At 66.2% G+C, this 18817-nt stretch carries 16 protein-coding genes; 13 read left to right on the top strand and 3 right to left on the bottom strand.

Annotation, left to right across the window (positions count from 1 at the left end; translation table 11 throughout):
- Positions 1-84: 84 nt before the first annotated feature.
- Entirely contained in the window at positions 85-708 is a 624-nt protein-coding gene (locus AC07X6_RS21595) for a 2OG-Fe(II) oxygenase (protein ID WP_494792326.1), read from the bottom strand.
- Positions 709-1004: 296 nt separating this feature from the next.
- Between AC07X6_RS21595 and AC07X6_RS21590 the strand changes: the two genes are divergently transcribed.
- The 4 genes from AC07X6_RS21590 to AC07X6_RS21575 are packed head-to-tail and all read left to right on the top strand — an operon-like array spanning position 1005 to position 6576.
- Positions 1005-2315, top strand: coding sequence for an O-acetylhomoserine aminocarboxypropyltransferase (locus AC07X6_RS21590; RefSeq protein ID WP_494792325.1), 1311 nt, complete (start codon positions 1005-1007; stop codon positions 2313-2315).
- Between the two features lies 1 nt (position 2316).
- Positions 2317-3129: an alpha/beta fold hydrolase gene (locus AC07X6_RS21585; RefSeq protein WP_494792324.1), complete on the top strand. Its 813-nt coding sequence runs from the start codon at positions 2317-2319 to the stop codon at positions 3127-3129.
- Between the two features lie 23 nt (positions 3130-3152).
- Complete coding sequence (locus tag AC07X6_RS21580; protein WP_494792323.1) at positions 3153-4556, top strand: PoNe immunity protein domain-containing protein; 1404 nt, start codon at positions 3153-3155, stop codon at positions 4554-4556.
- A gap of 28 nt (positions 4557-4584) precedes the next feature.
- Positions 4585-6576, top strand: a complete 1992-nt coding sequence (locus tag AC07X6_RS21575) for a DUF6630 family protein (RefSeq protein WP_494792322.1) — start codon at positions 4585-4587, stop codon at positions 6574-6576.
- 20 nt (positions 6577-6596) lie between these two features.
- Here the strand turns inward: AC07X6_RS21575 and AC07X6_RS21570 are convergent, their stop codons facing one another.
- Complete coding sequence (locus AC07X6_RS21570; protein ID WP_494792321.1) at positions 6597-7973, bottom strand: YihY family inner membrane protein; 1377 nt, start codon at positions 7971-7973, stop codon at positions 6597-6599.
- Positions 7974-8040: 67 nt separating this feature from the next.
- Between AC07X6_RS21570 and wrbA the strand changes: the two genes are divergently transcribed.
- Genes wrbA through AC07X6_RS21525 form a run of 9 tightly spaced genes read left to right on the top strand, consistent with a single transcriptional unit; the run spans position 8041 to position 18224 of the window.
- Complete coding sequence (gene wrbA, locus AC07X6_RS21565; RefSeq protein WP_494792390.1) at positions 8041-8649, top strand: NAD(P)H:quinone oxidoreductase; 609 nt, start codon at positions 8041-8043, stop codon at positions 8647-8649.
- Positions 8649-9059 carry a DUF2069 domain-containing protein gene (locus AC07X6_RS21560; protein ID WP_494792389.1) on the top strand — a complete coding sequence of 137 codons (411 nt, stop codon included), beginning with the start codon at positions 8649-8651 and terminating at the stop codon, positions 9057-9059. Before wrbA ends, AC07X6_RS21560 begins: the two co-directional genes overlap by 1 nt.
- Positions 9056-10471, top strand: a complete 1416-nt coding sequence (locus AC07X6_RS21555) for an FAD-binding oxidoreductase (protein ID WP_494792320.1) — start codon at positions 9056-9058, stop codon at positions 10469-10471. The genes AC07X6_RS21560 and AC07X6_RS21555 overlap by 4 nt, the downstream gene beginning before the upstream one ends.
- Positions 10468-10890, top strand: a complete 423-nt coding sequence (locus tag AC07X6_RS21550; RefSeq protein WP_494792319.1) for a DUF4124 domain-containing protein — start codon at positions 10468-10470, stop codon at positions 10888-10890. The genes AC07X6_RS21555 and AC07X6_RS21550 overlap by 4 nt, the downstream gene beginning before the upstream one ends.
- Positions 10878-13469, top strand: coding sequence for an FtsX-like permease family protein (locus AC07X6_RS21545; RefSeq protein WP_494792318.1), 2592 nt, complete (start codon positions 10878-10880; stop codon positions 13467-13469). The genes AC07X6_RS21550 and AC07X6_RS21545 overlap by 13 nt, the downstream gene beginning before the upstream one ends.
- Positions 13469-14545: a lipocalin-like domain-containing protein gene (locus tag AC07X6_RS21540; protein ID WP_494792317.1), complete on the top strand. Its 1077-nt coding sequence runs from the start codon at positions 13469-13471 to the stop codon at positions 14543-14545. The genes AC07X6_RS21545 and AC07X6_RS21540 overlap by 1 nt, the downstream gene beginning before the upstream one ends.
- A gap of 43 nt (positions 14546-14588) precedes the next feature.
- On the top strand, positions 14589-16451 hold the full coding sequence (locus AC07X6_RS21535; protein ID WP_494792316.1) for an ABC transporter transmembrane domain-containing protein: 1863 nt from the start codon (positions 14589-14591) through the stop codon (positions 16449-16451).
- A gap of 2 nt (positions 16452-16453) precedes the next feature.
- Entirely contained in the window at positions 16454-17128 is a 675-nt protein-coding gene (gene leuE / locus AC07X6_RS21530; RefSeq protein ID WP_494792315.1) for a leucine efflux protein LeuE, read from the top strand.
- 10 nt (positions 17129-17138) lie between these two features.
- On the top strand, positions 17139-18224 hold the full coding sequence (locus tag AC07X6_RS21525; RefSeq protein ID WP_494792314.1) for a threonine aldolase family protein: 1086 nt from the start codon (positions 17139-17141) through the stop codon (positions 18222-18224).
- A gap of 45 nt (positions 18225-18269) precedes the next feature.
- On the opposite strand, the gene AC07X6_RS21520 is transcribed toward AC07X6_RS21525, so the two are convergent.
- Positions 18270-18605, bottom strand: coding sequence for a phage tail protein (locus tag AC07X6_RS21520; protein ID WP_494792313.1), 336 nt, complete (start codon positions 18603-18605; stop codon positions 18270-18272).
- Positions 18606-18817 lie beyond the last annotated feature (212 nt).

The following is an 18817-nucleotide window of genomic DNA, read 5'->3' as shown; positions in this document are numbered from 1 at the left end:
CTTACTGCGACTGTAGCCTATGCCTGCGGAAAAATCCAGCCTTGCGCGCAATCAAATCGAGGGGGGATTGCGCGCAACTTTTCATCAGCCCCGGCGGCGGAACCATCCTGCGATCGAGAGGCGCTCGCGCGCCGTCGGCAGCACCTCGTGCAGCATCTCGCCCGACAGGAACATGGCCATGCGTCCCGCTTGCGGCAAGATGTCCACCACGGGCGCGTCCTGCGGGTGCAAACGCAGCGCGCCGCCGTGCCCGGGCAGCCAGTCGTCGTTCAGGTACAGCACGACGGACACGGTGCGCTTGTCATCGTCGCGGAATCTATCCAGATGGGCCCGGTAAAACGCGCCCGGCGCATACAGGGCGAAATGGCTTTCGTACTCTTCCAGCCCCAGGAACAGCTCGCGGTTCAGCACGAGGCGCAGCGCTTCCATGTGTGCCAGGTAGCGGTCGCACGCGCTTGACCTGCCCGTTTCCAGCCATTCGATATGGTCGCCGCGGATGTCGGGCTGCAGCAGCGGCGCATGGCCGCTGCCCACGCCGGCGCCCTTCATCTTGCCGCTGAGCATGGATTGCACGCATTCGGCGGCCAGCTGGCGGCTCAGTTCAGGGGAGATGAAATGCTCTTGCATGAGCCAGCCTGCGTGGCACAGGCCGTCGACGATGGAAGGTCCGGGTACGGCAAGGGCGCCGTCGAACGATATTGCGGGCATAAAATCTTTCCTGGTGGACATGCGATGAGAGTTCGCCTGAAGCCCAGGATTTCGCTGGCACGCAGCAGCCTTCCCTGCGGCGCGGCGCACGCGCACAAGTAAAACAGCCCGAATATCGCTGATACGATATCGTACCACCGCCGCACCGCGCCGGTCACTTTTTTTACACTTCAGGTTACACGCCAGCTGAGCCTGACCGTCCGCCAGCACGGCGCCATGCGCCCTGCACAGCAGCCCTTTTGCTCAGATGCAAATCAGGTTACGATCTTGCCACTATAAAACTTGGCGGAGACACCATGAGCGGCCCGAAATACCCCGGTTTCGACACTTTATCCCTGCATGCGGGCGCGGCGCCCGACCCGGCCACGGGCGCGCGGGCCACGCCCATCCATTTCACGTCCTCGTTTGCCTTCAAGAGCTCGGAGCACGCGGCTTCGCTGTTCAACATGGAGCGGGCCGGCCACGTCTACTCGCGCATCTCGAACCCCACCAACGCCGTGCTGGAAGAGCGCATCGCCGCCCTCGAAGGGGGCGTGGCCGGCATCGCCACGGCCAGCGGCCAGGCCGCCATGCACCTGGGCCTGTCGACCATCGCCGGCGCCGGCTCGCACATCGTCGCTTCGCGCGCCCTGTACGGCGGCTCGCACAACCTGCTGGCCTACACATTAAAACGCTTCGGCATCGAGACGACCTTCGTCGACCCGCGCGACGTGGACGCCTGGCGCGCCGCCATCCGCCCGAATACGAAAGTGCTGTTCGCGGAAACCCTGGGCAATCCCGGCCTCGACGTGCTGAACATCCCGCAGATTGCCGCCCTCGCGCACGAGCACCACTTGCCGCTGATGCTAGACTCGACCTTTACCACGCCGTATCTGCTGCGCCCCTTCGAGCATGGCGCCGGCCTGGTGTTCCACTCGGCCACCAAGTTTTTGTGCGGGCACGGCACGGCCATCGGCGGCTTGCTCGTCGATGGCGGCACTTTTGATTGGCAGGCGGCCTACGACAAAACGGGCCGCTTTGCCGAACTGTGCGAGCCGTACGACGGCTTTCACGGCATGGTCTTCGCCGAGGAATCGACGGTGGCGCCGTTCGCCCTGCGCGCGCGTCGCGAAGGCTTGCGCGATTTCGGCGCCGTCATGAGCCCGCACAACGCCTTCGCCATCCTGCAAGGCATCGAAACCCTGGGCTTGCGCATGGACCGCCATGTGGCCAACACGCGCAAAATCATCGACTTTTTGCTGGCCAATCCGGCCGTGGAATCCGTGTCCTACCCCGAACTGCCGTCGCACCCCGACTATGAACTGGCGAAAACGCTGCTGCCGAAGGGCGCGGGCGGCGTGTTCACCTTCCGCCTGCGCGGCGACCGCGCGGCGGGCCAGCGATTCGTCGACAGCCTGAAGATCTTTTCGCACCTGGCCAACGTGGGCGACGCCAAGTCGCTCGTCATCCACCCCGCCTCCACCACGCACTTCCGCGTGCCCGACGATCAACTGGCGCAGGCGGGCATCACGCAGGGCACCATGCGCCTGTCGGTGGGCCTGGAAGATGCCGACGATTTGATCGAAGACCTGGCCCGTGGCCTGAAACTGTCGCAGAAAGGCGCCTGACATGCAGCTCACCATCGACAACACCACGGCCTACTGCTACACGGGCGGCAAGCCATTCAATCCGAACCAGCCCACGGCCGTCTTCATCCACGGCGCGCAGAACGACCATAGCGTGTGGGCCCTGCAGACGCGCTATTTCGCCCACCACGGCTGGAACGTGCTGGCCGTCGACTTGCCGGGCCATGGCCGCAGCGGCGGCGCGGCAAAGGATAATGTGGCGGAACTGGCGCGCTGGATACTGGCCGTGCTGGACGCTGCCGGCGCGCCCAGGGCCATGCTCGTCGGCCACAGCATGGGTTCATTGATCGCGCTGGAAGCGGCATTCCTGGCGCCGGAGCGCGTCAGCCACCTGGCCATGCTCGGTTCCACCTACCCGATGAAAGTCTCGCCCGCGCTGCTGGAAACGGCGCTGCAGGACGAACAGGCCGCCATCGACATGGTCAATATCTGGTCGCACTCGTCGATCGCGCAAAAGCCGTCGTTTCCCGGCCCCGGCTTCTACGCCATGGGCGGCGCGCGGCGCCTGAAACAGCGCATCGCCGTCCTCAACCCCGATCACGTGTTTCATACGGATTTTTTTGCCTGCAATGCCTACGCGAACGGCGAAATCGCCGCCGCTTCGGTACACTGCCCCACTTTGTTCATTTTCGGCGCGCGCGACATGATGACGCCACCCAAATCGACCCGCTTGCTGACGTCCGCCATCGCGCATGGCACGGTGGTGCAGGTCGACAGCGGGCACGAATTGATGGCCGAGCAGCCGGACGCCGTGCTCGACGCGCTGTTTGCGTTTGCGCAAACAGCGGCGGCATGAACGCTTTTTTAGGATAGATGCACATGTTGTTGAATACCCTGTTCGATGAATTGACCGGCCGCGGCAGCGGCACGGAGGCGGCGCGGCACGAACGCTACAACTGGCTGGAACAGCTGCGCTGCGCCAATCCCCAGGCGGACGAAAACGGCCCCATGGCCGGCATCCCCGGCCACCACTGGTACCGGCTGCCGCAGGCGCTGCAGGTGGCGGGCCAGGAGTCCGACCTGCTGGCCGGCACCATGAACGCCCAGTACCTGGTCTTCGAGGGCCGCCACGCGGCCGCGTTTGCGGCCGAACTGGGGCTGCAGTACGACGCCAACAACCGCATCGACCGCCCCGGCGGCATCGACGAGCTGCTCGACGCCTATGAAGAACAGGACGACGGCAGCTGGAGCACCCTGCCGAACGAGGCGCCGGCGCCGCCGCTGGCGGGCTGGGACGACGTGTATTTCCGCGTGCGCGACCTCAGCGACGGCAAGGCCATCCAGAGCGTCACCACCATCGCCTACGAAAGCAGCCGCTTCCCCGGCTACACCCTGCTGGGCACGACCCTGGTGGGCGCAGGTGCCATCGCGCACGACGACGAGACGGCGGCATATTTGCAGCAGATCTTCGCCGACTGGGCCATCCAGCGCGATTGCGCCGCCGCGTGCCCGCCTTCGTCCACGCCCTGGCCCCACGCGCCGCGCCAGTCGCCGCCCCTGCCTTCCGGCACCCCATTTGATTTTGCCCGCAACCTGGCCTACCTCGACGCCTTGCTGGCCGCCTACGGACGCGCACAGGCGCAGGCGCAAATCGATGGCGGCGATGACGCCTACTGGGCCTGCGCCGCCGCCAGCACGGCTTATCAGGCATTCTCGCTGCGCTACACGGCCGGGCTGCCGCTGCCCGAGGTGGAAACGGCGCTGGAAGCGGCCGTCGCCGCCTGCGAAACGGCGCGCGCGGCCCTGGCCGAGGCCTACGATGACGACGCCTTGCCCGCCTTTGATTTCGAACAATTGACCGATTACGCGCGTACCCTGCAATTGCTGGGCGCGGCCCTGCTGTTCGGCCGCCACGACCTGGCCGCCCGCCTGGCTGCCCTGCAAACGGCTTTCGATGGCGAAGATGGCGTGTATGAGGCGCTGCTGTCGACCATCGACCCGCAGCGTCCGGCCGTCGACGAATGGTATTTCGCCGAGCCCTATTCCGCCCTGTTCGAGTGCCTGGACGCCGACGACCCGGCGCAGCAGCTCGAACACCTGCAACAGTACCTGGCCAGCTGGCATGGCGCGCTGGTGCGCGAAGACTGGTTCAACGGCCATGTGCGCGCGCACGGCCTGGGCGGCTACTACGGCCTGTGGGCCTTCGAGGCGGCCGCCGTGGCCAAACACCTGGGCCTGGAGCGCGGCGCGCTGGCGCATTGGCTCATGCCGCCAGCGCCCTGAATCCCCCGTTCACTTTAGATAAATATCCATGATCAATACCGCAGCCCTGTTCAGCACCGCCTTTTTACCCGGCCAGGCCGGCTTCGACACCGAGACGATCACCGGCCTGGCCGAATGGCGGCTGGAGGTACCTGCGCTGTTCAAGCTGCTCATCGGCGCCGGCACGCAAGCCGTCGCCTGGCCCATCTACGGCGATGGCGAGGACTGCCCCTGCGTGCTGGCCGCGCCGATGGCGCAGGCGCAAGCGAGCTGGCAAGCCTTGTCCGCCCTGATGGACAGGCCGCGCGACGCGGCCGCCATCGTCGCGCGCGCCGGCATCAGCGCCCTGCTGGCGGGCGGCCAGGCGTGGCTGATCCTCGATTGCGTGCAGCTGATCCCCCACGATATCGACACGCCGGACTACGTAGCCGGGCTCGACGCCCTGCGCGCCGAGGCGCAAGCCCTGCACTCTGCCCTGCAGCGCGGCGACAAGGAAGCGCTGGCGCCCCTGCTGGCCGCCGGCGCCGCATCGCCCGCCACGGGCTACTGGTCGGCCACGGCCGATGCGCAACTGGCCGATGTCGAGGAACTCGATACGCAAGATGTGCCGTTCCTGCAGGGCCTGGAAGTGGCGGGATGGGAGGAAGATGCGCTGTGCTATGCAGTGAGCAAGGCCGAACAGCCCGACATCCTGGGCCTGGTCACGCCCTATGGCCGCTGGATCGTGCCGCTGTCGCAGCGCTATGTCGACCTGGGCGTCTACTACGCGGACGATGGCTGGATCACCTTTGCCACGGCGGACGCCCCCGATGCGCACGGCGTGCTGGACCTGAACGGCACGGTGGTGCTGCCGCCCGCACCCGGCGACCTGTACGTGATCAGCCCCCACCTGCTCCACCAGGTTGCGCCGGACGGCGCCACCTGCCTCCGGCGCTTGCCGGACGGCGCACGGCTTATCGAAGGCGTGGACAACCTGTGCCAGCGCGACGATGGGTATATCGACTTCATGCGCCTGACGGGCGAACAGGACGAGCGCAATGTCCACGGTGTGCTGGACGCCGCGGGCGCGATGGTGGTGCCGCCCGCCTACAGCTCCGTGCAGGACTTCGGCACGAAAAAGAAGATCGCCATCGTCAGCCAGCGCATCGATGGCCGCTTCCTGTTTGGCCTGGTCGATAGCCAGGGCGAGCTGCTGGCGCCCTGCCAGTACGAAGCCATCGATTGCGCCACGACGTCGTCGCCGCCCAGGCTGCGCAAGAACCTGATATTCGCCATCGATGCGCAAGGCCTGGCCTGCATGCTGACCCTGGACGGAAAACAATCGTTTGTGCCTTTATATCCGCCCGCCCACCATCTGCGCGGCGTGGCCGTGCAAAGCGACTTTTTATATGTCGTCAAGGATGGCATGGCCTGGAGCATGGATTTCACGGGCCAGTTGCTGGAACAGTTCGACACCGTGGAAAACTTCAAGGCGGCCATCACGGCCCAGTTGAGCGAAGCCATGGGCCTGAGCAAGAAAAAACCCGTCAGGCGCCGCAGCTTTACGCCGGCGCAAATCCTGGCAAAGGCCGACCGCGCGCAGTTGCGCACCATGGCCGCCCTGTTCTTGCAGGGCGACGCGGACCTGGCCGCGCGCTGCGTAGACATCACGCTCGACGAGCTGGCGGAGGACGACCCGGAAGAAGAATACGAAGGAGACACGCCCGTAGCGGCCTGTTTCTTCCTGCTCTGGTCCACGGCCGCCCACACGCTGGGCCACGGCACCACCCTGGACTGGAAAGCCGTCGATGAAGTGCCGCGCATAGTCCAGCATATCGGCTTGCCCGCGCTGCGCGATTTTTCGTGGTCGGAGCGCGAAGACGGCGACGCGATGGCCGATGGCCTGGCCGCCATCGCCGCCCACCTGGCGCCGCATCAGCTGCGCCTTGTCAACATGCACGGCGGCGAAGACACGTATTATCTGGGCGTGGTGCGGACGCAGGATGCGGCCGCGTTCAAGGCAGCGGCGCTGCTGGCGGCCTTGCGGCCCGTGGTGTACTAAGACCGCTCAGTTAAAACCACTCAATTGCATTTGACGGCCCCGAAATGCTGGGCCAGGGTCAGGCCCAGTCCCTGCTCCACGGCGTTTTCCACCTGCGCCGCCAGCGCCGCAGCCTCTTCGGCCGCCTTGATGTCGCGCTCGTTGGTGGAACCGGCCGGATAGCCGGAGTTCACGCGCATGCCGCCGAAGACGAACAAGCGGTAGACGTCGGCCAGGCTGATGCGGTTGACGTTGCCCAGCAAGACCCAGTGGTCGGAACTGTCGGCCACGCGCTTGCCCCACTGGACGCGCACGGCGCCATCCACGTTCACGCGTCCCACCCAGCCTTGCTGCACCATCTTGTCGAGCAGGGTTTCCATTTCTTCGAAGCCCAGGCGCGTGCTGCGGCGGATCTCGGCCGCGCCCACCAGGGCCGAATCGGCGCAGTGGCAAGCGCGGTACAGCACTTTCAGGATGGCGACAGCGTCGACGAATTCGCTGCCCGGCGCCGCCTCGTACCACCAGCGCTCGTATTTCACGACGGGCAAGGCAGCCACCAGCAAGGCACCCACCAGGGTGATCATCCAGCTCAGGTAAATCCACACGAGGAACAGCGGCAAGGCGGCCAGTGCGCCGTAGATGCGCGAATACGTGGGAAATTCCTGGATGAATTCGCCGAAACCGCGCTTGGCCACCTCGAACGCCAGCGCCGCCAGCAAGCCGCCCCAGGCCGCGTCGCGCCAATCCACGTCGCGGTTCGGCACGGCGATGTACAGCAAGGTGAACGCCAGCATGGTCAGGCCGATCGACACCAAGGTATAAAACACGGCGCCGAGGAAGGGCACGGCGCCCACCACGCCGCTGGTGGCCATGAAGAGGCGCGACGTCACCGTCAGCGACACGCCCACCAGCAGCGGACCCAGGGTGACGATGGCCCAGTACACGAGCAGGCGCTTGGTCCAGCGGCGCTCCTGGCGCACGCGCCAGATGCGGTTGAAGACGCGCTCGATCAAACCCATCATGCCCACCGAGGTAACGATCAGGGCGCCCGCGCCGATGGCCGACAAACGCGTGGCCTTCGAGGCGAACGTGGTCAGGTAGCCGAGAATGGTGTTCGAAATGCCCTTGGGCATCACGCTTTGCACGAAATAGTCTTCCAGCGCATGGCGGAAGGTATTGAATAGCGGGAAAGTGGTGAAGATGGCCAGGGCCAGCGTCAGCAGCGGCACCAGCGCGAACACGGTGGCGAAGGTCAGGCTGCCGGCCACCTGCGGCAGGCTTTCCTCGCGCACGCGGCGGCGCGCGAACTGCAGCAGGTCGCGCGTTTCGGACCACGTCAGGCCGCGCACGACGGCCAGTCCCATGCTCAGGGCGCGCCACAGGTATTGAAAGATGGGGAATATATATTTTGAAAACATGTGCAAAATCAGAACGGCGCCATGACAGCAGTCGTATCAGGCTGTAAAGCGCCCTATAATACCAATGATGAAGCCAACCAATCTGATTATTCTCGTATTGTTTTATTCACGCCATGGCGCCACGCGCCAGTTGGCCGAGCTGATAGCCCAGGGAGTGGAAAGCGTGCCCGGTTGCGATGCCCGCCTGCGCACCGTGCCCGCCGTCTCCACGGTGGCCGAGGCGACGGCGCCCGAGGTGCCGCCCGCTGGCGCTCCCTATGTGGAACTGGAAGACCTGCAGGAATGCGCGGGCCTGGCCCTCGGCTCGCCCACGCGCTTCGGCAACATGGCCGCCGCCATGAAGTACTTCTGGGACGGCACGGCCAGCGACTGGCTGGCCGGCAGCCTGTCCGGCAAGCCCGCCTGCGTGTTCACGTCCACGGGCAGCCTGCACGGCGGCCAGGAATCGACCCTGCTGTCGATGATGATCCCCCTCTTCCACCACGGCATGCTGGTCATGGGCCTGCCCTACACGCACCCGGAACTGATGACCACCTCCACGGGCGGCTCGCCGTACGGCGCCACGCACTGGTCGGGCATAGCCGGCGACAAGGCCCTGAGCGACGATGAAAAACGCCTGGCCATCGCCCTGGGCCGGCGCCTGGCGGAAAACGCCGCGAAACTGGCAGGCGCATGATGCACGGCGCACTGCACAAGTATTTTCACTGGGGCGCCATCGCCAGCCTCGTCACCCTGATCGTCTGGTGCCTGCTGTGGGAAACCGTCGTCGCGCCGCTGCAGCCGGGCGGTTCCTGGGTCGTCCTGAAGGCGGCGCCCCTGTTCATTCCCCTGTACGGCGTCATCAAGCGCGACGTCTACACCCTGCAATGGTCGTCGATGGTGATCCTGCTGTACTTCACGGAAGGCGTGGTGCGCGGCTACAGCGACACGAACCCCACCTCGGCCCTGATGGCCTGGGGAGAAGCGGCCATCGTCTGCATCTATTTTGCCTGCGCCGTGCTGTATCTGCGCCCGTATAAAAAGGCCGCCAGGCGCATGGCCAAAGAGCTACTGGAAAAAGTGAATAAAGTGAGCATCAAGAAATGACTGAAAAAGCCGATTTCCTCGCCGCCTGCCGCGCCCTGCTGGGCGACAGCTACGTCCTCACCCAGGATGCCGACACGGCACCCTTCCTCACCGACTGGCGCGACAGGTTCACCGGCAAGGCCCTGGCCGTGCTGCGCCCCGCCACGGTGGAGCAAGTGGCCGCAATCCTGCGCGCCTGCGCGCAATGGCAAGTCCCCGTCGTGCCGCAAGGCGGCAACACGGGCCTGGTGCTGGGCAGCATCCCCGACGCGGCCGGCACGGCCGTCGTGCTGTCGCTGGCGCGCCTGAACGCCATTCGCGCGCTCGATCCCGTCAACCGCACCATCACCGTGGACGCGGGCTGCATCCTGCAAACCATCCAGGAAGCGGCGGCCGCCGCCGGCTGCCTGTTCCCCCTGTCGCTGGCGGCCGAAGGCAGCTGCACCATCGGCGGGAATCTGGCGACGAATGCGGGCGGCACGGCCGTGCTGCGTTACGGCAACACGCGCGAACTGTGCCTGGGGCTGGAAGTGGTCACGCCGCAGGGCGAGATCTGGAGCGGCTTGCGCGGTTTGCGCAAGGACAATACCGGCTACGATTTGCGCGACCTGTACATCGGCGCCGAGGGCACTTTGGGCGTGATCACGGGCGCGGTGATGAAGCTGTACCCGCAGCCGAAGGCCTGCATCACGGCGCTGGCCGCCATGGACTCGCCCGCCCACGCCCTGCGTTTATTAAGCCTGATGCAGGACCATTGCGGCGCCAGCCTGACGGGTTTTGAATTGATGTCGCAGTACTGCCTGCAACTGGTGGCCGAGCAGTTCCCGCAGCTGCCGCGGCCTTTCGCCGAGCCGCATGGCCAATATGTGCTGCTGGAACTGTCCAGCAGCCAGTCCGAGGCGCATGCGGTGGAATTGCTCGAGGCGAGCATCGGCGCGGCCCTGGAAGACGAGTTGATCGCCGACGCCGTCGTCGCCAGTTCCGTGGCGCAGTCGGAAGGCCTGTGGCAGCTGCGCGAGCACATTCCGCTGGCGCAGGCGCAGGCGGGCAAGAACATCAAGCACGATATCTCGCTGCCGATTTCCCGCATCGCCGACTTTATCGCCGTCACGGATGTGGCGCTGGAAAGCGCCTTCCCCGGCTGCCAGCTCGTGTGCTTCGGCCACCTGGGCGACGGCAACCTGCATTACAACGTGGCGCCGCCGCCCGGCATGACGGATGGCGACTTCCTCGCCAACCAGGATGCCATCAACCGCATCGTGCACGACCAGGTGCATGGCTTTGGCGGCTCGATTTCGGCCGAACACGGCATCGGCGCGCTGAAAAAGGCCGATCTCGCCCACTACAAGTCGCCGCTGGAACTGCAACTGATGCGCGCCGTGAAACAGGCGCTGGACCCGCAGAACATCATGAATCCGGGGAAGATATTGTGAAGCCGCCGTATCTCCTGCTCATGGCCTTGCTGGCTGCTTCCGCCAGCGCGCAGGACGTCTACAAATGCGTGCAGGATGGCCAGACCAGCTACAGCGCCACGCCCTGCACGGGCGGGCAGCTGCAGATCCTGGAAATCCCCTCGCCGCCGCCTGCCGTCGACAAGGGCGCGGCCACGCGCCAGGAGCGGGTCGCCAGCCAGCTGGCAGCGGCGCGCAAGCAGCAGGAACAGCGGGAAGACCAGGCGCGCGAACGGGGCGCCAGACAGCGCGAAGCCCATGACAAGCACTGCGCCCAGCTGCGCCTCGAACAGAAATGGGCGGCGCAGGACGCCGTCGGCGCCGGCGATAAAACCCGCGACGCGGCGCAATTGAAAGCGCGGCGCGCCGGCGAACGCCTGGCCGTCGAATGTCTGAATTGAGTGCGCCGGCAGCCAATCCCGCGGGTACGCGCCTGTTGTCACGCTGGCTGCTGCTGGGCGAATGGCGCGCGCATCCCGTGCGCGCCTTCGTCGCCATCCTGGCCATCGCCATCGGCGTGTCGCTGGGTTTTGCCATCCATTTGATCAACGCGGCCGCCTTCAACGAATTTTCCACGGCCGTCAAAAGCCTGTCCGGCCAGGCCGACGTGCAGGTGGCCGGGCGCGAAGCGCTGTTCGACGAAGCCATCTACCCGTGGCTGGCGCAGCGCGACGGCGTGGCCGTGGCCTCCCCCGTGCTGGAACTGCAAGCCGGCGTAGCAGGAAAGAAAGACGGCGGCCCGCTGCACATCCTGGCGCTCGACGTCTTCCGCGCCGGCTTCATTTCGCCCGACCTGATCGGCGCGCCGGCCGAAGGCCAGCCTTTCGACACCCTGGCCGACGACGCCCTCTTTTTATCGCCGGCCGCCTTGCGCTGGATCAATGTGGCGCAGGGCGACAGCATTGCCCTGCAATCGGGCACGGGTAGCGTATCGCTGCGCGTGGCCGGTTCGCTGCAGCGGGCGCGCGCCGGCCAGCGCATCGCCGTGATGGATATCGGCGCGGCGCAGTGGCGCTTCAACAAGCTGGGCAAGCTGTCGCGCATCGACCTGAAACTGCGCCAGGGCGTCAACCGCGACGCCTTCCAGGCCGCGTTGGCCAGGGAGCTGGAAGCGCAGTACCCGGGACGTTTCCAGGTGGGCCAGCCGAATGACGACAACCAGAATAGCCGCAACAATAATCTGAGCCGTGCCTACCGCGTCAACCTGACGGTGCTGGCCCTCGTCGCCCTGTTTACGGGCGCCTTTCTGGTGTTTTCCACGCAGGCGCTGTCCGTCATCCGCCGCCGCGGCCAGTTCGCGCTGCTGCGCGTGCTGGGCATGGAGCGGGGCACACTGCTGCGCCAGGTGCTGTTAGAGGGCGCCAGCCTCGGTATCGTCGGCGCTGGGCTGGGCATCGCCGGCGGCTACGCCATGGCGGCCGTCGCCCTGCGCTTCTTCGGCGGCGACCTGGGCGCCGGCTATTTCGCGGGCGTGCAGCCGCAGGTGCAGTTCACGCCCGTCGCCGCCTTTGTCTACTTTGCCCTGGGTCTGGGCGTCGCCTTGCTGGGCTGCGCGGCCCCCGCGCTGGAAGCGGCACGCGCCGCCCCCGCCATCGCCCTGAAATCGGGCAGCGAGGAAGTCGTCACGACGCGCCTGGCCAAGACCTGGCCCGCGCTGGCTTGTTTGCTGCTGGCCGGCGCCTTGACGTTCCTGCCGCCCGTGTTCGAGCTGCCGCTGTTCGGCTACCTGTCCATCGCCCTGCTGCTGATCGGCGCCATCGCCCTGATGCCGCAGCTGGCGGCCGTCGTCTTCCGCTTGCTGCAGCGCGCCTGGCTGCGCACGGAAACGAGCCAGCATGCGCCCGTGCGCAGCCTGACCGTAGCGCGCCTGGCGAACGCCTCGGGCCAGGCCGGCATCGCGCTCGGCGGCGTGCTGTCGAGCTTTAGCCTGATGGTGGCGATGGCCATCATGGTGTCGAGTTTCCGCGTCTCCGTCGATGACTGGCTGCTGCAGATTCTGCCGGCCGACGTGTATGCGCGCCCGGCCGCCAGCGGCGGCACAGCGGGACTGAATCCGCGCGAACAGGCCAGCATCGCCGCGCTGCCCGGCGTGGCCAGGGTGGATTTCCAGCGCCTGCGCTCGCTGTCGCTGGCGCCGGACCGTCCCAACGTGATGCTGCTGGCGCGTCCCATCAACCTGGCCGATCCGGGCAAGAGCATGGTGCTGGTGGGCGAAACGCTGCCTGTGCCAGCGGGCGCGAAACCCGTGTGGCTGTCCGAAGCGGCGGCCGATCTGTACAACGTCAAACCTGGCCAGCAGATGGCCCTGCCGCTGGCGGGCGGCCTGCACCAGTTCTTTGTCGCCGGCATCTGGCGCGACTACGCGCGCTCGTCCGGCGCCATCCAGATGCCGCTGGACGACTACCGCGCCTTGACCGGCGACATGGACGTCAGCGACGCGGCCCTGTGGCTGGCCAAGGATGCCACGGGCGAGCAGTTGCAGGAAAAGCTCAAGGCCCTGCCTTTCGGCGCCAGCCTGGAAGTGTCGAATCCGTCGGCCATCCGCGCCCTGAGCCTGCAGATTTTCGACCGCAGCTTCGCCGTCACGTATCTGCTGGAAGCCATCGCCATCGTCATCGGCCTGTTCGGCGTTGCCGCCACGTTTTCCGCGCAGACCCTGGCGCGCGCGCGCGAATTCGGCATGCTGCGCCACGTGGGCGTGACGCGCGGCCAGATCTTGTCCATCCTGGCGCTGGAAGGCGGCGCGCTGACGGCGCTGGGCATCGCCACCGGTTTTGTCCTGGGCCTGCTGATCAGTTTTGTGCTGGTCTTCATCGTCAACCCGCAATCGTTCCACTGGACCATGCAGCTGCACCTGCCCTGGCCGCTGATCGCCACCGTGGCCGCCGCCCTGCTGACGGCGGCCGCCCTCACCGCCCTCATCGCGGGGCGCCAGGCGCTGTCCGCTGGCCCCATCCGCGCCGTCAGGGAGGACTGGTAATGCGCCGCTTGACTTGTTTATTGTTGTTCTGCAGCGCCGCCGCCATCGCCGCGCCGCCCGCCTTCGCCCCCGTCACGCCGCTGCCGGCCGGCCAGACCCTGCGCATGCCGCACGATTTCGGCGCCCACCCCGCGTACAAGACGGAATGGTGGTACGCCACGGGCTGGGTCAAAACCGCCGGCGGCGAGCAGCTCGGTTACCAGGTGACCTTCTTTCGCAGCGCCACGGCCGCCGACGCGGACAACCCCAGCGCCTTCGCGCCGAAACAGCTGATCATCGGCCACGCGGCCCTGTCCGACCCGAAAGTGGGCAAGCTGCTGCACGACGAAAAAAGCGCGCGCGAGGGTTTCGGCCTGGCCTACGCCAAGGTGGGCGACACGGACGTGAAACTCGACGACTGGCGCATGCAGCGCCAGACCGACGGCAGCTACCGGGTCAGCCTGGCCGCGCGCGATTTTAACCTGCAACTGACCCTCGCCCCCACGCAGCCCGTGCTGCTGCAGGGCGTTGGCGGCTACTCGCGCAAGGGCGCGCGGCCCGAGCAGTCCAGTTATTACTACAGCAAGCCGCAGTTGCGTACCACGGGCACGATCGCCCGCGCGGGCGGCAAGCCGGAAGCCGTGACGGGCGCCACCTGGCTCGATCACGAGTGGTCGAGCCAGGTGCTCGATGCGGACGCCAGCGGCTGGAACTGGATAGGCGCCAACCTCGCTGACGGCGGCGCCCTGATGGCCTTCCAGATCCGCAGCAAGACAGGTGCTAAACTATGGGCGCACGCGACATGGCGCGATGCGTCCGGTAAGATGACGCAGTACGCGCCCGGCGACGTCGATTTCACGCCCACGCAGCTGTGGCGTTCGCCCCGCACGCAGGCCGAATACCCGGTCGCCACCGAGATCCGCACCGGCGCCACACGCTGGCAGATCAAGCCATTGCAGCCAGACCAGGAACTCGATTCGCGCCGCTCGACGGGGGCCGTGTACTGGGAAGGCGCCGTGACGGTGGAGCGCGACGGCCAGCCCGCGGGCCGCGCCTACCTGGAAATGACGGGCTATGTTCAGCCGATGAAGTTGTAAGCGTTATCAGCACCATCGAATATGTAAATCAAAGCGAAAAACAATGACAACCAGCACAGAAACAGGCAGCACCAGTACAGCTAGCACCGCACCAACTCTTGATACCGGCACCAGCCGCGAACTGAAGAAAGGCAGCCTGGCCGCCTTCAAGGGCTTGATGCCCTTTCTGACGCCGTACCGCAAGCAGTTCTTCCTGGCCGGTATCGCGCTGGTGGTGGCCGCCGCCTCGACCCTGGCCATTCCCGCCGCCTTCAAGCAGATGATCGACCTCGGTTTCGGCGGCGCGGCCGGCTCGAAAAGCATCCAGCACGTCGACCTGGTCTTCCTCGCCCTGTTCGGCGTGGCCTCCATCCTGGCACTGGCCACGGCGGCGCGCTTTTATACCGTGTCGTGGCTGGGCGAGCGCGTCACGGCCGACATCCGCAGCGCCGTGTACCGCCACGTCGTCACGCAAAGCCCGGAATTCTTTGAAACCACGCAGACGGGCGAAGTCCTGTCCCGCATCACCACCGACACGACATTGATACAAGCCGTGGTCGGCACCAGCATCTCCATGGCGCTGCGCAATGTGCTGCTGTTCCTCGGCGGCCTGGTGATGCTGTTCGTCACCAGCGCCAAGCTGGCCGGCATCATCATCGGCTTGCTGATCCTCGTCGTCGTGCCCATCATCGTATTCGGCCGCAAGGTGCGCAAGCTGTCGCGCGATTCGCAGGACCGCATCGCCGACGCCTCGGCCATGGCCGGCGAAATCCTCAACGCCATGCCCACCGTGCAGGCGTTTACGCACGAGAAAATAGAATCGAAGCGCTTCGGCGACTCCGTCGAAGGCGCCTTCATGACGGCCATGCGCCGCATCCGCGCCCGCGCCCTGCTGACCATGATCGCGATCTTGCTGGTCTTCGGCACCATCGTGTTCGTGCTGTGGCTGGGCGCGCGCGCCGTGCTGGAAGGCTCGATGACGGGCGGCGACCTGGGCCAGTTCATCCTGTACGCCTCCATCGTGGCCGGCGCCATCGGCGCCCTGTCCGAAGTCATGGGCGAAGCGCAGCGCGCCGCCGGCGCCACCGAGCGCCTGCTGGAATTGATGGCCGTCAAATCGGAAATCGAATCGCCTGCCACGCCGCTGCCGCTGCCCGCGCGCGCCGCGAACGGCGCCGCCTTGACTTTGGACAATGTCATGTTCTCGTATCCGTCGCGCCCCGACACGCACGCGCTCGACCACGTCAGCCTCGACATCCGCGCCGGCGAAACGGTGGCCGTCGTCGGCCCGTCCGGCGCCGGCAAGACCACGCTGTTCCAGCTGTTCCTGCGTTTTTACGACCCGCAGAGCGGCAGCATCCGCCTCGATGGCGTCGACATCAAGCAGCTGGACCTGCACACCCTGCGCGACGCCATCGGCATCGTGCCGCAGGATACCGTGATCTTCTCGGCTGACGCCATGGAAAACATCCGCTACGGCCGCGCCGGCGCCAGCGACGAGGAAGTCATCGCCGCCGCGAAAATGGCGGCCGCCCACGAATTCATCGAGCGCCTGCCGAACGGCTACAAATCCTTCCTCGGCGAACGGGGCGTGCGCCTGTCCGGCGGCCAGCGCCAGCGCATCGCCATCGCCCGCGCCCTGCTGAAAAATCCGCCGCTGCTGCTGCTCGACGAAGCGACCAGCGCGCTGGACGCGGAATCGGAACGCCTGGTGCAAAAGGCGCTGGAAGCGGCCATGGTGGGACGCACCACCGTCATCATCGCCCACCGCCTGGCGACCGTGCAGCGGGCCGACCGCATCGTCGTCATGGAAGACGGCAAGATCGTCGAGACGGGCACGCACGCGTCGCTGGTTGCCCTGGGCGGCATCTATGCGAATCTTGCCGCACTGCAATTCCATCACGTACAGCTCAATCCAGCGGAATAATCATGAACGCACTTTTCCACGCCAATCTGGGCATCACCGATTTCTGGACCTTTTTACTGGGGACCATCTTCATCGTCATCCTGCCCGGCCCCAATTCCATGTACGTGCTGTCCGTGGCCGCCCAGCGCGGCGTGCGGCCCGCCTACCAGGGCGCCTTCGGCATCTTCGCCGGCGACCTGATACTGATGGTGCTGTCGGCCTGCGGCGTCGCCTCGCTGCTGAAAGCCAGCCCGGCCCTGTTCTACGTCGTGAAATACATCGGCGCGGCCTACCTGGGCTGGATCGGCCTGCAAATGCTGATAGGCTGCTGGCGCAAGCTGCGCGCACCCGCTCCCGCTGAAGGCGAAGCGGCTGCCGTACCTGCTCCCGCCAAGGAAAGCGACCCGTTCCGCAAGGCCCTGATCATCAGCCTGATGAACCCGAAGGCGATCCTGTTCTTCATCTCGTTTTTCATCCAGTTCGTCGACCCGGCCTTCCCGAACCCCGTGCTGTCCTTCATCGGCCTGGGCCTGATCTGCCAGGTAATCAGCTTTACCTACCTGACGGCCATCATCTTTGTCGGTGCGCGCCTGGCCGAGACCTTCCGCCGCCGTCGCCGCCTGTCGGCCGGCATGGGCGGCGGCGTGGGCGCCATGTTCATCGGCTTTGGCGCAAAACTGGCCACGGCCACCCTGTAAGGAAAACACCGTGAACGAGCTTGAACTGCGCCAGCGCTGCCACACCATCCTGCCGGGCCACCGCCAGCCCACGCCAGCGGCCACCTTCGCCGCCATGGCCGCCTGGTGCGATGCCAACGATGTTGCGCACGATACCTATGGCGAAGGCGCGCTGATCGAACAGTTCGAGAACAAGATCGCCAGCCTGCTCGGCTTCGAGGCGGCCGTATTCTGCCTCACGGGCACCTTGGCGCAAGTCACTGCCCTGCGCCTGGCCTGCCAGGACCGCGGCTCGCGCCTGGTGGCGCTGCATCCGACGTCGCACATCCTGCGCCACGAGCGGGGCAACCATGAATTGCTCGATCATTTCAAGGGCTTGATGATCGGCGACCCGCACCGCCCGTGGACGGTGGACGACTTGCGCGCCGTGCCCGATGCGCTGGGCGCCGCGCAGCTCGAACTGCCGATGCGCGAAATCGGCGGGCAATGTCCGTCGTGGGATGAGTTGAGCGAGATCAAACGGCATTGCCGCGAACGCAACATCCACCTGCACATGGATGGCGCGCGCCTGTGGGAAGCGCAAGCCGGCTTCAAGCAACCCTTGCCGGTCATCTGCGACGGCTTTGACTCCGTGTACGTGTCGCTGTACAAGGGCATCGGCGGCCTCGGTGGCGCCGTGCTGGCCGGCAGCCGCCCGTTCGTGGAACGGGCGCGCGAGTGGTTCCGCCGCCAGGGCGGCAATATCGTGCACCGCACGCCCTACGTGGTGGCCGCCGCCATGCAATTCGATGCGCGCCTGGCCGCCATGCCCCGCTATTTCGAACGCACGCAATGGCTGTACGCGCTGCTGCGCGATTTTCCATCGATCGCCGTCAACCCCGCCCAGCCGCAGGCCAACATGCTGCATCTGCACTTGCCCGTGTCGCGCGAGCGGGCCATCGCCATCCGCAACCAGGTGGCCGAAGAACACGGCATCTGGCTGTTCGGCCGCGCCAGCCACGCCGCCCTGCCCGGGCACAGCGTGGTGGAGTGGTATGTGGGGGATAACTTGCTGGAACTGCCCGACGACAGCGTACGGCATGCCTTGAGCCTGCTGGACCAGGCCATGCACGCCTAGACCCCGGCTTCCCGCCAGGCCGGCTCGCTGGCCAAGCGGGAATGGCTATCGTGTCCGCAAGCCGTAGGTAAATTTGATCAGGTAGTTGACGCCGATATCGGTCGGCGCGGAAGCACCGGCAACGTGGCCGCACAAACAGCTGCCCCGGTAGTCGGGCAGGCAGAATTGCTCGTCCGAACCGCCATGCAGATAGCCGAGCACGACGAACAGCTCGGGATAGCTGGCGACGGCGAGCGTGCGGCCGTCGCACGACATCCAGCCGCTCGCCTCGATATGCGCACCGGCGCTGTCCCCGGCAAAGGCGACCACCGCGCCGACGGGCGTGTCGCCGAAGCCGGGCCGCACGAAAGCCGGCGGCAACGCAGGAAACGTGGCGCTCATGGCCAGGCCTCCCCGCCGCGGGTGGCGCCGCAGAGAGCCCATGGGCTGGCGCCCGCCAGCGCCGTCAGCGATGACGCATCGCCGCTTTGATCAATGTCAATTCGCATGTCATGCCCTTGTCGGTTTTCATGTCCATCCAGACCTGCATCCGGTTTCATTCCAATAATGAATCAACATTTTTCGAAAAGCAAGTTTCGTGCTGCGCGGCATAA

The organism is Janthinobacterium sp. GW460-12-1-14-LB5 (genome assembly GCF_059423585.1).
This window is presented reverse-complemented; position numbering and strand designations above follow the sequence as displayed.

Bases quoted from the DNA above. Each gene is read 5' to 3' on its own strand.
- AC07X6_RS21520 (WP_494792313.1), bottom strand. From the start codon at position 18,605: ATGAGCGCCACGTTTCCTGCGTTGCCGCCGGCTTTCGTGCGGCCCGGC.
- AC07X6_RS21540 (WP_494792317.1), top strand. From the start codon at position 13,469: ATGCGCCGCTTGACTTGTTTATTGTTGTTCTGCAGCGCCGCCGCCATC.
- wrbA (WP_494792390.1), top strand. From the start codon at position 8,041: ATGAAGCCAACCAATCTGATTATTCTCGTATTGTTTTATTCACGCCAT.
- AC07X6_RS21545 (WP_494792318.1), top strand. From the start codon at position 10,878: ATGTCTGAATTGAGTGCGCCGGCAGCCAATCCCGCGGGTACGCGCCTG.
- AC07X6_RS21570 (WP_494792321.1), bottom strand. From the start codon at position 7,973: ATGTTTTCAAAATATATATTCCCCATCTTTCAATACCTGTGGCGCGCC.
- AC07X6_RS21560 (WP_494792389.1), top strand. From the start codon at position 8,649: ATGCACGGCGCACTGCACAAGTATTTTCACTGGGGCGCCATCGCCAGC.
- AC07X6_RS21535 (WP_494792316.1), top strand. From the start codon at position 14,589: ATGACAACCAGCACAGAAACAGGCAGCACCAGTACAGCTAGCACCGCA.
- AC07X6_RS21555 (WP_494792320.1), top strand. From the start codon at position 9,056: ATGACTGAAAAAGCCGATTTCCTCGCCGCCTGCCGCGCCCTGCTGGGC.
- AC07X6_RS21575 (WP_494792322.1), top strand. From the start codon at position 4,585: ATGATCAATACCGCAGCCCTGTTCAGCACCGCCTTTTTACCCGGCCAG.
- leuE (WP_494792315.1), top strand. From the start codon at position 16,454: ATGAACGCACTTTTCCACGCCAATCTGGGCATCACCGATTTCTGGACC.
- AC07X6_RS21590 (WP_494792325.1), top strand. From the start codon at position 1,005: ATGAGCGGCCCGAAATACCCCGGTTTCGACACTTTATCCCTGCATGCG.
- AC07X6_RS21595 (WP_494792326.1), bottom strand. From the start codon at position 708: ATGCCCGCAATATCGTTCGACGGCGCCCTTGCCGTACCCGGACCTTCC.
- AC07X6_RS21585 (WP_494792324.1), top strand. From the start codon at position 2,317: ATGCAGCTCACCATCGACAACACCACGGCCTACTGCTACACGGGCGGC.
- AC07X6_RS21580 (WP_494792323.1), top strand. From the start codon at position 3,153: ATGTTGTTGAATACCCTGTTCGATGAATTGACCGGCCGCGGCAGCGGC.